This is a genomic window from Lysobacter niastensis (assembly GCF_015453285.1).
Classification (GTDB): Bacteria; Pseudomonadota; Gammaproteobacteria; order Xanthomonadales; family Xanthomonadaceae; genus Lysobacter_J; species Lysobacter_J niastensis.
Genome location: NZ_JADLZT010000001.1, coordinates 520,175 through 533,150 on the forward strand (window position 1 = coordinate 520,175; position 12,976 = coordinate 533,150).

Consider the following 12,976-nt stretch of genomic DNA (forward strand, 5'->3'; position numbering starts at 1 on the left):
CGGCAATGGGCCGGCCGGCACGTCGAGCGTGGCGGGCGGGGCACAGGTCCGGAATACGGCAGCATCGGCAAAGCCGCTGCCTGGTTTGCCCTCAGGCCCCGGACTTCGCCCGCGAGGCTTCGATGATGCGGTCGCGTCCGGCGGCCTTGGCGCGGTACAGCGCGGCATCGGCGCGCTCGACCAGGACCACCGGCGAATCGCCGTCCTCGGGGAAGGTGGCGACGCCAAGCGACGCGGTGGTCGGTCCCAGCGTCTTGCGCATGTGCAGCACGGTGGTGGAGGCGATTGCCTGGCGGATCTCCTCGGCACGCTGCAGCGCGACTTCGCGGGTGGTTTCCGGAAGCACGATGGCGAACTCCTCGCCGCCGTAACGGCAGGCGATGTCCTCGTTGCGCGTCAGGCCCTGCAGCGTGTGACCGACCCGTGCGAGCAGGGCGTCGCCGGCGACATGGCCGTGCTGGTCGTTGAAGCGCTTGAAGTGGTCGACGTCGAGCATGATCACCGACAGCGGCAAACCGCGACGTTCGCAGCGCAGCAACTCCCGCTGCAGGTTTTCCTCCAGATAACGGCGGTTGAACAGGCCGGTCAGCGAGTCGCGCAACGACTGCACGCGCAGGGTTTCGCGCAGTTGCAGGTTCATCATCGCCAGGCTCAACTGTTCGGCGACGGCCTCCGCAATGGTCCCGCGCTCGCCGTCGCTGCCGCCATCGCCGCTGACGTGCAGCAGCCCCAGCGAGTTGCCCTGCGCGATCAGTGGCACGCATAGGGTCCATGCGCCTTCCGCGGACGTTGCGTTGCCATGGACGTGGGTGCAGCGCACCTGGCCGTGGCGGCCACCGGTGTGATGCGGCTGGCCGCGGCGCAGCGCCCAGCAGCGGTCGGGTTCGAGCATGTCGTCGCTGCGCAGCGGCGACTCGCCGAAGGTGGACATCGCCTCGGCCAGGTTCTGCGATGCGCGCAACACGTAGCAGCGGCCGCCGGTGCCCGGCAGCAGTTCGGTGACCACCTGCGCGGTGACGCGCATGGCCTCGTCGACGGTCTGGCAGCTCTGCAGCAGCCCGGCGTAGGCGCCAAGGATGCGGCGCTGTTCGGACAAGCGGTCGCGCTGCACCAGCGACTCCTCCAGCTCGCGCACCGCCTCCAGCGCGCCCCGTTCGAGCAGGCGGCTGCGACGGTTCTCGCGGATCAGGCTGGACAGCATGACCCCCAGCAGGAGCATCGGCAGGACGATGCCGATGACGATGGCGGCGACCACCATCCACGCCTGTCGCGTAGTCGCTGCGCTGCGGGCGGCGAGCAGTCCCTGTTCCTCGGCCAGGATGCTGTCGGTGATGTCGTTGATGAGCAGCATCTGCTCGAAGCCCTTGCCGGTGCGGCTCAGGGCCAGCGCCTGTCCGGTGCCCTGCGACTGCTGCACCTCGATCATGTCGGCGATGCCGCGCAGACGGCTGGTGACGGCGGCCTGCAGGGTCTGGGCGCGCAGGTGCTGCGTCGGACTGTCGGCGGTCAGCGCGATCAGTCGCGACGTGTGCAGCTGGATGACCGGCAGCATCGATTCGTACTCGTGCTGCATCTGCGGGCGGCCGCTCATGCGGAAGCCGCGCGCATTGGACTCGGCCGCGCGGATGGCCGAGCGGATCACTTCCGTCGAGTTCATGACCTGGAAGGAGTGCTTGACCAGGTCGGTGCTGTGGGTGAACACCCGGATGCTCCACAGCATGGCGCCGGCCACGCCGACCAGCAGCACCGCCGACAAGGCGATGGCAGCAAGGCGATATGGGCGCAGTCGGGACGAGGTGGGCATGGTCGTTCGGGTCGGAAGCTCGAATCGGAACCTTCGTGGACGCGTCCTTGCTTCAGCGGGCGGTGATGCGGATGGCCACTTCGCGTCCAAGCAGGCACGCGCCGATCACTTCCCAGTCCAGATGTCGTTTATCGGCAAACTCGAGAAAAGCTTTAAGTTCGTGATCCTCGTACCCGGGGTAGGCGAGCAGGTCGTCGAACACGATCACGCTTCCGGGCACCAGCCCCGCGTCGGCCGCCTGGAGCACGGTCCGGGTGGAGCTGTAGAGGTCGCAATCGACATGCAATAACCGTACCGGACCGGTTTCCCGGGCGAAGAAGCCGGGCAGGGTGTCTTCGAACCAGCCGGCATGCAGCTGGACGTTGCCGCCCGCCCAGGGCATCCGTCCGGCCGTGCTGTAGGCGCCGGCGCCTTCCTGGGCGCTCCAGGCCTCCGGCAGCCCCTGGAAGCTGTCGAAGCCGTGCACCGGCCCCGTCGTGGCGCGGGCAATCAGTCGCAACGAACGCCCGAAATACACGCCGCACTCCAGCGTGATGCCGTCGGCCGGGGCCAGGGCCAGGGCCCGTTCGAGCACGCGCGCCGGCAAACCGACATGCGCGTCGGGAGTCCGGCGCTGCGCCATGACCCAGCGCAGGCTGTCGGCGCGGGCCTGTTGGCGCGGGTCCGCGTCCTGCACCGGCTGCGGAGGGTGTCCGGACTCGATCGCGGCGATGGCCTGGTCGAACTCGGCGCACAGCGCCCGTTCTCGATGGGGGGCAAGCAGGGCGCGTGCCGCCTGAAGGTCTTCCGGTACCCGGTCGAGTGCGGCGTGGAGCGCCAGGTCCGGATCCCCGGCGTGCAACGCCAGGGCCTCGCCGAGGGCGGCGGACTCCAGGTCACGCTGCCCGGTCATGGAAGCGGCCCGGACCAGTGCGAGATGGGCCTCGGCGGATTGCCGCGCACGGTCGCGCGCCTGGATGAAATGCCCGATCGCGTCCTCGTAGTCGCCGCACATCCATTCGCCGCGGGCGAGCGCAAGCGCGGAATCGGCGCTGTCTTCGGCCGCATGGCGCGCCGCGAGGCCGGCCAGCCATTGCCGGCGGGCCTGGTCGAGTTGCTCGGCGGAACGGGTCAAATCGGCTCCGGGACGGATCGGAAAGGGCGCCAATGGTACCCGCGCGCGTGGCGGCTCATGGTGCGCTGCGGTAGGCTTCACAGTCTTTCCCCGACGTCTCCCCCGCCGCCGTGTCCAGCGAAGCCGCAACCGAAATCCGCCCCTTTGAACCGCAGGCGCTCGAGACCGCCGCCCAGCGCTACTGGGAGTCGACCCGCGCCTTCGAAGTGACGGAGGACCCCGGCAAGCCCAAGTACTACTGCCTGTCGATGCTGCCGTACCCGTCGGGTGCGCTGCACATGGGCCACGTGCGCAACTACACCATCGGCGACGTGATCAGCCGCTTCAAGCGCATGACCGGCTTCAACGTCCTGCAGCCGATGGGCTGGGACGCCTTCGGCCTGCCGGCCGAGAATGCCGCGATCAAGAACAAGACGGCGCCGGCGAAGTGGACCTACGCCAACATCGCGCACATGAAGGCGCAGTTGCAGCAGATGGGCTACGCGATCGACTGGTCGCGCGAGTTCGCCACCTGCACGCCGGACTACTACGTGCACGAGCAGCGCATGTTCGTGCGGCTGATGAAGCAGGGCATGGCCTACCGCAAGAACGCGGTGGTCAACTGGGATCCGGTCGACCAGACCGTGCTGGCCAACGAGCAGGTGATCGACGGCCGCGGCTGGCGCACCGGCGCGGTGGTGGAAAAGCGCGAGATCCCGCAATGGTTCCTCAAGATCACCGACTACGCGCAGGAACTGCTCGACGGCCTCGACACCCTCCCGGGCTGGCCGGACGCGGTCAAGACGATGCAGCGCAACTGGATCGGCCGCAGCGAAGGCCTGGAGATCCGTTTCGACGTCGTCGACGAGGACGGCCGCGCCATGCCGCCGCTGACCGTGTTCACGACGCGTCCTGACACGCTGATGGGCGCGACATTCGTGTCGATCGCTGCCGAGCATCCGCTGGCGGTGGCCGCCGCGGAGAAGGACGAGGACCTGGCCGCATTCCTGCAGGAGCTGAGGAAGGGCGGGGTCACCGAGGCCGAACTGGAGACGCAGGAAAAGCGCGGCATGGACACCGGCCTGCGCGCCGTGCATCCGATCACCGGCGAACAGGTGCCGGTGTACGTCGCCAACTTCGTGCTGATGAACTACGGCACCGGTGCGGTGATGGCCGTTCCCGGACACGACCAGCGCGACTGGGAGTTCGCCCAGCGCTACGCGCTGCCGATCAGGATGGTGATCGTGCCGCTCGAAGTGCGCGACGCGATCGCCGAGATCGGTCAGCACGTCGCCCGCCACGACGACCCGATGCGCAGTGCGCTGGGCGGCGCCGGCTCGGTCGACGTCTACGAAACCACGGCGGCCGTGCAGGTCGTGGAAGAGTTCCAGCGCCGCATCGCCGAGGAATCGGCGTACACCGAACGCGGCTGGCTGGTGAACTCGGGCGATTTCGATGGCATGGACTTCCAGCAGGCGCTCGATGCGCTGGCGAGCCGCTTCGAAGCCGAGAACCGTGGCCAGCGCCGCGTCAATTTCCGCCTGCGCGACTGGGGCGTCAGCCGCCAGCGCTACTGGGGCTGCCCGATCCCGGTGATCCTGTGCCCGTCGTGCGGCGACGTGCCGGTGCCGGAGGACCAGCTGCCGGTCGTGCTGCCGGAAGACGTGGCGTTCAGTGGCGTGACCTCGCCGATCAAGTCCGACCCGCAGTGGCGCAAGACCACCTGTCCGGATTGCGGCGGCGATGCCGAGCGCGAGACCGACACGTTCGACACCTTCATGGAGTCGAGCTGGTATTACGCGCGCTACACCTCACCCGGCGCTTCGCAGCAGGTCGACGAGCGCGCCAAGTACTGGACGCCAGTCGATCAGTACATCGGCGGCATCGAACACGCGATCCTGCACCTGCTGTATTTCCGCTTCTACCACAAGCTGATGCGCGACCAGGGCCTGGTCGCGTCCGACGAGCCGGCCACCAACCTGCTGACGCAGGGCATGGTGATCGCGGAAACCTTCTACCGCGACAATGACGACGGCTCGAAGGAATGGATCAACCCGGCCGACGTCGAGGTGAGCCGCGACGAGCGTGGCCGTATCACCGGCGCGACGCTGATCGCCGACGGCAAGCCCGTCGTGATCGGCGGCATCGAGAAGATGTCGAAGTCGAAGAACAACGGCGTGGATCCGCAGCTGATGGTCGGCAAGTACGGTGCCGACACCGTGCGCCTGTTCTCGATGTTCGCCGCGCCGCCGGAGCAGTCGCTGGAATGGCACGAGGCCGGCGTGGAAGGCATGGCGCGGTTCCTGCGCCGCTTTTGGCGCGAAGTCGTCACCCATGCGTCGCAGCCGGATCATCCCCGCGTCGATCCGCCGATGCTGGATGCCGGGCAGAAGACGCTGCGCCGCCAGCTGCACGAGACCATCCAGAAGGTCGGCGACGACTACGGCCGCCGCCACAGCTTCAACACCGCGATCGCCGCGCTGATGGAACTGCTCAATCATGTCGGCAAGTTCAACGACATGAGCGAGCAGGGCCGCGCGGTGCGACACGAAGCGCTGGAGGCGATGGTGCTGCTGCTCAACCCGGTCACGCCGCATGTCAGCCATGCGCTGTGGCAAGTGCTGGGCCACCCCGAGACGCTGCTCGAGGACGTGCCGTTCCCGCAGGCCGATCCGGGCGCGCTGGCACGCGATGCGGTGACGCTGGCGGTGCAGGTCAACGGCAAGCTGCGCGGCACGATCGACGTGCCGGTCAACATCGCCAAGGAGGAAGCCGAGAAGCTGGCCCTGGCGGAGCCGAACGTGGCCAAGTACCTGGAGGGCCTGACCGTGCGCAAGGTGATCGTGGTGCCGGGGAAGATCGTGAACATTGTCGCGGGCTAATCCGCCTGCGGCGGGTTAGCCCCCAAAGTTTGCGTGGGCAAACTTTGGGCCTCTAGCGCCACACCCCGGCCCTTCGCGCCGCTGGCGCGAACCGCCCCCTGACTCAGGGGGCTGGGCCAAGGCGCCTCATCGCGCGTCGATGAACGGCAATGACACCCGCGCTATTGATGGTCAAAGGCGCCTCGTCCAGACTGCACGCATGAGCCCCCGCCCGATGTTTCGACGCGCGATCCGCCAAGTCTTTCCCGTTGCCCTTGTCCTGGCCCTGTCGGCCTGCGGTTTCCACCTGCGCGAAGCGCTGGTGCTGCCCGAAGATCTCGGCGCGGTGAAGGTGGTGTCGGTGGACCGTTACAGTCCGCTGGCCGAATCGCTGTCGCAATCGCTGGTCCGCGCAGGTGTTCCGAAGGCCACTCCGGACATGCAGGACGTGACCGTGCTCGACCTGCTGGCCGAGCGCTGGGGCGACCGGCCGATCAGCCTCGACTCGCTGGGCCGTGCGCAGGAGTTCAGCCTGCGCTATGCGGTGACGTTCGAACTGCGCCGCGCCGATGGCAGTACACCGGTGCCGCGCCAGACCATCGAACTGGCCCGCGACTACATCTCCAATCCGGTCAATTCGACCGGTACCGAAGGCGAGCGTGAAGTCCTCCAGCGCGAACTGCGCCGCGAGATGGCGGCGTCGGTGTTGCGCCGCCTCGATGCCGTGGCGCGTGGCGGTGGCGTGATCGGTGCCGGACCGGGCAAGGTCCCGGTAGCGGAAGATGCCGCCAAGGCCGCGCTTGAGGCCGCCGATGCGATGGACGTGCCGCCTGCCGCGGAACCGCCGGCTCCGTCCCCGCCGCCGGTGACCGAGAAGAAGCCACGCTGATGGAGCTCAGGCCCGAACAGCTGGTCAGCCAGCTCGGCCTCGATCAGCCCGTACCGCCTCCGCTGCGCCCCGCGTACCTGATCGCGGGCCCGGAACCCCTGCGCGTGCTCGAAGCCGCCGATGCCGTGCGTGCCGCAGCGCGCCGTCACGGCATCGACGAGCGCGAAGTATTCGAAGCCGAAGGCAACCAGCGCGAGCCGGACTGGAACGCGCTGGAATCCAGTTTCCGCGCGCCCAGCCTGTTCTCGAGCCGGCGGCTCGTCGAGTTGCGCCTGCCCAGCGGCAAGCCGGGCAAGGAAGGCGCGGAGGTGATCTCCGGTTTCTGCGCCGATCCGCCGGCCGACGTCACGTTGCTGATCACCGCCGGCGAGTGGAGCAAGCAGCACGGCGGCAAGTGGAGCGAGGCCATCGCTCGCATCGGCTCGGTCGCGATTGCCTGGGCGATCAAGCCACACGAATTGCCGGAATGGATCGAGCGCCGCCTGCGGGCGCGCGGCCTGCGTGCCGATCGCGACGCGGTGCAAGGGCTGGCCGAACGCGTCGATGGCAACCTGCTGGCGGCGGCTCAGGAGATCGACAAGCTGGCGTTGCTGTCCGACGGCACGCCGCTCGATCGCGAACGCATGGAGACGCTGGTCGCCGATGCGGCGCGCTTCGACGTGTTCCGCGTGATCGATGCGACCTTGAACGGTCAGCCAGCGCAGGTCTCTCGCATGCTCGCCGGACTGCGCGCCGAAGGCGAGGCAGTGCCGGCGCTGCTCGGCATGGTGGTGATGGAACTGCAGCGCGGCGCAGCCCTGGCGCGCGTGGAGTCGCGGGGCGGCAATCTCGCCTCCGAGTTCAAGGCGCAGCGCATCTGGGACTCCAAGCAGCCCATGTACCGGCGTGCGCTGCAGCGGCATGACGTGCGGCGCTGGGAGGCATTCGTCGCCCAGGCGGGGCAGGTCGACCGCATCGCCAAGGGGCGCGTGCGCGTCGGCGAAGAGCCGACCGATGCCTGGATCGCGCTGGAACGCCTGCTGCTGGCCGTCGCCGAACCGCGTGCCGCCCGGCTCCTGGCCGGACCTGGTGCATGACGCTGCACGTCTACTACGGCGGCACCTTCGATCCGGTCCACAACGGCCACCTGGCCATCGCCGCGGCGGTTCGCGATGCGCTGCATGCGAAAGTCAGGCTGCTGCCTGCGGCCGATCCGCCGCACAAGGACGCCACCCATGCCGATGCCGACCAGCGCGCACGCATGCTGGACCTGGCGGTGGCGGGCGAGCACGGACTGGTGGTCGACCGTCGCGAGCTGCATCGCGAGGGACCGTCCTATACCGTCGACACCTTGCAGGCGCTGCGTGACGAGCTCGGCGCCGATACGCCGATCGTGTGGATGATCGGCAGCGACTCGCTCCTGCAACTGCATACCTGGAGCCGCTGGCGCGAGCTGTTCGCGCTGGCCCACGTGCTGGCAGTGGCGCGTCCCGGGTCGCATGCGGATGCGCAGTGGGTCCAGACGCATGCGCCGGACGTGCATGCGGAAATCGTGCCACGTTGGCGCGACGCGCAGGCGCTGTCCCCCTCACCCGCCGGTGGTTTCGCGCTGTTCGAGGACCTTCCCTTGCGGCCGGAGTCGTCCACGGAGCTGCGCCAGCGCATGGCCGCAGGCGAATCCTGGGATGAATGGGTGCCCGCCGCCGTTGCTGAATATGTACGCCGCCACGGCCTGTACGGCGTCCGGGCAGTTCGCCGCGCTTCGTTATAATCGTCACGACACCCCGATCGAATCCGAGAGTCCAGTCCCCTTGAGCAGCCAAGCCCACGTCATCAAGACCCGCCTGCCCAGTCCGCCGCCCGCCGTGGACGTCCTGCTGAAAACGGTGCATGCCGCGGTCGAAGAGCTCAAAGCCAAGGATGTCGTCGAGATCGATGTGCGTGGCAAGAGCAGCGTCACCGACTACATGGTGATCGCGTCGGGCACCTCGACCCGTCACGTCAAGTCGATCGCCGACGAAGTCGTCAAGTTCGCCAAGAACCTCGATGTCATGCCGCTTGGCGTGGAAGGCGAACGCGAGGCCGAATGGGTCCTCGTCGACCTGGGCGACGTCGTGGTCCACGTCATGCTGCCGCGCGTGCGCGAGTTCTATGCGCTGGAGCGTCTGTGGACGGTCGGCGACCAGCCGCCGCAGGAGATCGAGGAAGAGTACGAGGCCGACATTCGCGGCTTGCGTTGATCACGGCCGATCCATGATCGAATACAACGGCGCCCTCGGGCGCCGTTGTCGTTCGAGGACACTGCGGGCTTTACAGCGGACCGCGCTCCCAGGGGCCGGTGATCGCCACCGTGATGCCCGGGGTCTGGATGTTGGCGAACAGCGTGCGGCCGTCCGGACTCCAGCACGCGCCACAGAACTCGCTGTCGCGGTAGTCGCCTTCGGCGATGTCCTTGCCGGCACCCGCGATCTGCGTCGAGGTGAGTTCGACATTGTTCTTCACGAGATAGAACGGCTCGCCGCTCCGGGTCAGACCGACCAGGCGCGTGCCGGGGCCATACACATCGGGACTGCCTGATGGTGCCGCGTCCGGATCCTCGCACAGCACCACGCCGCCGCGCGGACTGACGGTGATGTTGTCGGGATTGTGTGCGGCGCTCTGGTCGCCGCTGACGAACAATGCGCGCAACCTCTGGCTGGTGAGATCCAGCACCCACACCGCTCCGTAACCGCGGCCACGGCGGCCACGCGAGTCGACACCCGTGCTGGTGTCGACGATGAACATCCTGCCGTCTGCATGAAAGATGCCTTCGCCACGGCTCATGCGCAGCGCGCCTTCGCTCCAACCCTGTGCGAACGTGCCGCTGAGCGTGTCGCCGGTGCTGATGTCAGGGAACCCGGCAGGCGCGACGATCGAATCCAGGTCCGGATCCGGGATGTCGATCCATTCCAGCGCGAACTCCTGGCCGATCTGCGCGACGGTGAGGTCGGCATTGGGATGCCCGTGCACGCGCGCCGCCTGCAGGCGTCCGCCGTTTTCCAGTGAGCCGTAGCGGCCTGCGCGATCGTTTGGAATGAAGCGGTACAGGCCCGACTTGTTGCGGCCGTCCTCGGTCAGGTAGAGGTAGCCGGTGCGCGGATCGATGGCGACCGCCTCGTGGCTGAAGCGGCCCAGCGCGGTCAGTGGCCGGCCGCTGGTGCGCTCCGCATCGGGATGCACTTCGAAAACATAGCCGTGCTTGCGGCCGGTACTGGACACGGCGTCGCTCTTGATCTCCTCGCAAGTGAGCCAGGTGCCCCACGGCGTGCGGCCGCCGGCGCAGTTGACTACCGTGCCACCGAGGCTGGCTTCCGCGGCGAGCCAGCGGCCGTCGCGGAAACGCAGTGTCGTGGTACCGCCTCCCGCGCGTAGTCCGTCGGTGCTGATCGCACCGCTGTCGTACATGCCCGGCGCACGGATCGGCGAGGCGCTTGCGCCGACCTCGTGGTTGCGGATCAGCACCAGCTCCGGGCCATGGCCGTGGCCGCGGCCGTTGCGGCCGACGCCCCATCCCGGGCCGCGTGATTGCATCACCGCCATGCCGTCGTGGCGCGGCGGCACCGGCTGGCCGTCGGCCATGCGGTCGCCGGTCCAGGCAAAGGAGCTGTAGCTGAAGCCCGGCGGCAACTGCAGCAGCGGCAAGCCGGTGGTCTGGTCGGCGACGGGAGCGAGCGCGCCGTAGCGGCTCGGGACCGGACCGGTCCATACGGTGCCGCCGGCAGCGGCCTGCGCCTGGCGCGAGCACAGCGCGCCTAGGCTGCCGATCGCGCCCATGGCCATCACGGCGGCGCCGCCCTTGAGGACCTGGCGGCGGGAAAGGTGGACTGCGGACATCTTCGACTCCTGCTTGGCGGGGGAATGGAGCACCGCGAAGCTAGGGGCGGCGGATAACCGTTGTATGACGTTGCGATTTCACTGCGCAGGACCGTGACGCAGGCCGTGAGTGGCGCGTGATGCGCTGGCAGGCACTACCATGCCGCGATGAAAGCCAAGTTGATCGCCGTGGGCGAGCGCGCGCCGCGTTGGGTGGCCGAGGGGTTCGCCGAATACCAGAAGCGCTTGTCGCATTGGCTGCCGCTGGATCTGGTGGAAGTCGAGCCGGGACTGCGCGGCAAGGGCCGCGATCCTGCACGGGCGATGCAGGACGAGGGCGCGCGCGTGCTGGCGGCGTTGCCGAAAGTGCCGCACGTCGTCGCGCTCGATGGGCGCGGCAGGACGTGGTCATCGGAGCAGCTCGCGCAACGGCTCGAGCACTGGCGCGGGCAGGGGCGCGATCTCGCCTTCCTGATCGGTGGTCCGGAAGGCCATGCGCCGGAAGTGCTGGCGCGCGCTGACGAAAGCTGGTCGCTGGGCCCGCTGACGCTGCCGCACATGCTGGTGCGGCTGGTGGCCGCCGAGCAGCTTTACCGTGCGGCTGCGCTGCTGGCGAATCATCCGTATCACCGGGCGTGATCAGGTTGCAGGCAAATCCACCTCACAGTTGAAGAGGCGGGCTCGCGATCCAGCTCATCAGCGTCGCGCGCTTGAGTTTCCCTTCTCCCGTATGCGGGAGAAGGTGCCCGGAGGGCGGATGAGGGTTCTTCCTGGCGTGGGGCCGCCTGGCGTTCTGCCCTCACCCCAACCCTCTCCCGCACGCGGGAGAGGGGGCAACTACCTCTGCAGCACGAAGTCGATCGGTACCCGCCCGATCGCCTGCACCGGCTGGCCGTAGCGTGTCGCGGCCTGGAAGGTCCAGCGCGTCAGCACCGTGCGGCGCGCGGCCTGGTCGAGCACGCGGTGTCCGCTGCTGCGAACGATCGTGACGTCGAGCGGTCGCCCGTCGGTGCCGACCACGATCTCCAGCACCACCGTGCCTGTGAGCCCATCGCGGATGGCCTGGGCAGGATAGGGTGGCGCAGGCGACACCAGCGCCTGCAGTTGTGCGGCCGTGGATGCCAGTCCATCGCTTGGCGGTTCCACGCGCGCGAGGCTGTCGTCGAAAGCATCGGCGACATCGGGCTGGAGCGGCGCAACCAGATCGTCCGGCTGCGCGGGTACAACGGCATCGGCGCGCACCGGTCGCACGGCTTCGGTCCGTTGCGACGGCGCCGGCGGCAGCGGACGAGGCTTGTCGTGGACGATCTCGACGGGCTTGGGCTCAACCTTCTTCGGCTCGATGAAGACCGCTTCCAACTCCGGCTCGTGCAGGATCTGCTGCATCGGCACGTTCAACGGCACCATCAGCGCCATCAGCAGCGCCGCATTGATGACGATGGCGCCGGCCTGGCCGACGATGCGCGGGAGATCGAGCGGCGACTCGGGGAAACGCAACGCGCCGGCCTGCGGGTGGGAAATCGCGAACGCCATGGGCCACCTCCGGGTTGGATGCAGCCGCGTGTCGGGCTGCAATCCTGCGAACGCGCGTGAAGTGGCGGCGGGGTTAAGCGAAAGCGGATCTGCGAAAAAAAAGAGGGCCCGCGATGCGAGCCCTCGTTCCACGGTATTCGCGGCGGCTTACTTGCCCAGTTCGAACATCACGTCGAGGTTGACCGACAGCGTGCTCTCGCCCGGCGAGATCGGCGTGGACTCGGCGCGGTCCATCTTCGCCATCGCCATCATCGGCATCGGCATCGGCGGCCGGAAACCGCTGCCTTCGCTGATGCTGACGATGCGGCGCACGCGCACGCCGAGCGTCTTGGCATACATCTCGGCGCGGGCCTGGGCCTTCGCGACCGCGGCGCGCCGCGCTTCGTCGTAGGCCTCGTCCTTCTTCTTGTCGTCGATGTCGAAGCTCGGGCCATTGATCTGGTTGGCGCCGACCGCGACCAGCGCGTCGAGGATCTTGCCCAGCTTGCCGATGTCGCGCACGGTGATGTTGACCGTGTTGCTGGCCTGGTAGCCGGTGATCGTCGGCGGCTGGTTCTCGCCGTACTTGTACTGGGGGCTGAGGTTGACGCCGCTGGTCTGGATGTCGCGCTCGGCAATGCCGGCGGCCCTGATCGCGGCCACGACCTTGTTCATCTGCTCGGCGTTGGCGCGCATCGCGGCATTGGCGTCGGCGGCCTGGGTGACCACGCCGGTGGACAGCGTGGCGATATCGGGCACGCGCTTGGCCTCAGCCTGGGCGGACACGTTGAGCAGGGTGCCGTCGGTCGGGATGAAGGCGGGCGCCGACTGGGCGGAGGCGGTCATGGCGGGCAGGGTCCCCAGGGTGATCGCGGCCGCGAGTGCCAGCGGGCGCAGGAAACGGAAAGCGTGGGTCGAGCGGGTCCGGCTCTGGTGCTGCATGTATAGCTCCATGGGTGGGGAGGGTCGTGTCGATCCGGTGAACG

General features: G+C 68.4%; 11 protein-coding genes. 6 read left to right on the forward strand and 5 right to left on the reverse strand.

The genetic code is table 11. The annotated features are described in order from the left end of the window. Window positions 1–91: 91 nt before the first annotated feature. Window positions 92–1,804 (reverse strand): sensor domain-containing diguanylate cyclase, encoded by a 1,713-nt coding sequence (locus tag IU514_RS02430; protein ID WP_194929456.1) that lies wholly within the window; start codon window positions 1,802–1,804, stop codon window positions 92–94. Window positions 1,805–1,856: 52 nt separating this feature from the next. Beyond that, entirely contained in the window at window positions 1,857–2,918 is a 1,062-nt protein-coding gene (locus IU514_RS02435; RefSeq protein ID WP_194929457.1) for a class I SAM-dependent methyltransferase, read from the reverse strand. 134 nt (window positions 2,919–3,052) lie between these two features. Here IU514_RS02435 and leuS point away from each other — a divergent pair, with 134 nt between their 5' ends. The 5 genes from leuS to rsfS all read left to right on the forward strand — a co-directional run bounded on the left by leuS (window position 3,053) and on the right by rsfS (window position 8,866). Continuing rightward, a complete protein-coding gene (gene leuS, locus IU514_RS02440; protein WP_194929551.1) occupies window positions 3,053–5,779 on the forward strand; it encodes a leucine--tRNA ligase in 2,727 nt (908 codons plus the stop codon). 214 nt (window positions 5,780–5,993) lie between these two features. Beyond that, window positions 5,994–6,647, forward strand: a complete 654-nt coding sequence (locus tag IU514_RS02445) for an LPS-assembly lipoprotein LptE (protein ID WP_194929458.1) — start codon at window positions 5,994–5,996, stop codon at window positions 6,645–6,647. Then, window positions 6,647–7,723 (forward strand): DNA polymerase III subunit delta, encoded by a 1,077-nt coding sequence (gene holA / locus IU514_RS02450; protein WP_194929459.1) that lies wholly within the window; start codon window positions 6,647–6,649, stop codon window positions 7,721–7,723. The genes IU514_RS02445 and holA overlap by 1 nt, the downstream gene beginning before the upstream one ends. Next, window positions 7,720–8,397, forward strand: a complete 678-nt coding sequence (nadD, locus tag IU514_RS02455; protein WP_194929460.1) for a nicotinate-nucleotide adenylyltransferase — start codon at window positions 7,720–7,722, stop codon at window positions 8,395–8,397. Before holA ends, nadD begins: the two co-directional genes overlap by 4 nt. A gap of 40 nt (window positions 8,398–8,437) precedes the next feature. Continuing rightward, window positions 8,438–8,866, forward strand: a complete 429-nt coding sequence (gene rsfS, locus IU514_RS02460; RefSeq protein ID WP_194929461.1) for a ribosome silencing factor — start codon at window positions 8,438–8,440, stop codon at window positions 8,864–8,866. Window positions 8,867–8,936: 70 nt separating this feature from the next. On the opposite strand, the gene IU514_RS02465 is transcribed toward rsfS, so the two are convergent. Further along, window positions 8,937–10,499: an alkaline phosphatase PhoX gene (locus IU514_RS02465; RefSeq protein ID WP_194929462.1), complete on the reverse strand. Its 1,563-nt coding sequence runs from the start codon at window positions 10,497–10,499 to the stop codon at window positions 8,937–8,939. 147 nt (window positions 10,500–10,646) lie between these two features. On the opposite strand from IU514_RS02465, the gene rlmH reads away from it, so the two are divergent. Further along, window positions 10,647–11,117: a 23S rRNA (pseudouridine(1915)-N(3))-methyltransferase RlmH gene (gene rlmH / locus IU514_RS02470; RefSeq protein WP_194929463.1), complete on the forward strand. Its 471-nt coding sequence runs from the start codon at window positions 10,647–10,649 to the stop codon at window positions 11,115–11,117. 198 nt (window positions 11,118–11,315) lie between these two features. Here rlmH and IU514_RS02475 read toward each other — a convergent pair whose 3' ends face one another. Further along, window positions 11,316–12,011, reverse strand: a complete 696-nt coding sequence (locus IU514_RS02475) for an energy transducer TonB (protein ID WP_228760407.1) — start codon at window positions 12,009–12,011, stop codon at window positions 11,316–11,318. A 147-nt stretch (window positions 12,012–12,158) separates the two neighbouring features. Then, window positions 12,159–12,932 carry an SIMPL domain-containing protein gene (locus IU514_RS02480; RefSeq protein ID WP_194929464.1) on the reverse strand — a complete coding sequence of 258 codons (774 nt, stop codon included), beginning with the start codon at window positions 12,930–12,932 and terminating at the stop codon, window positions 12,159–12,161. Window positions 12,933–12,976 lie beyond the last annotated feature (44 nt).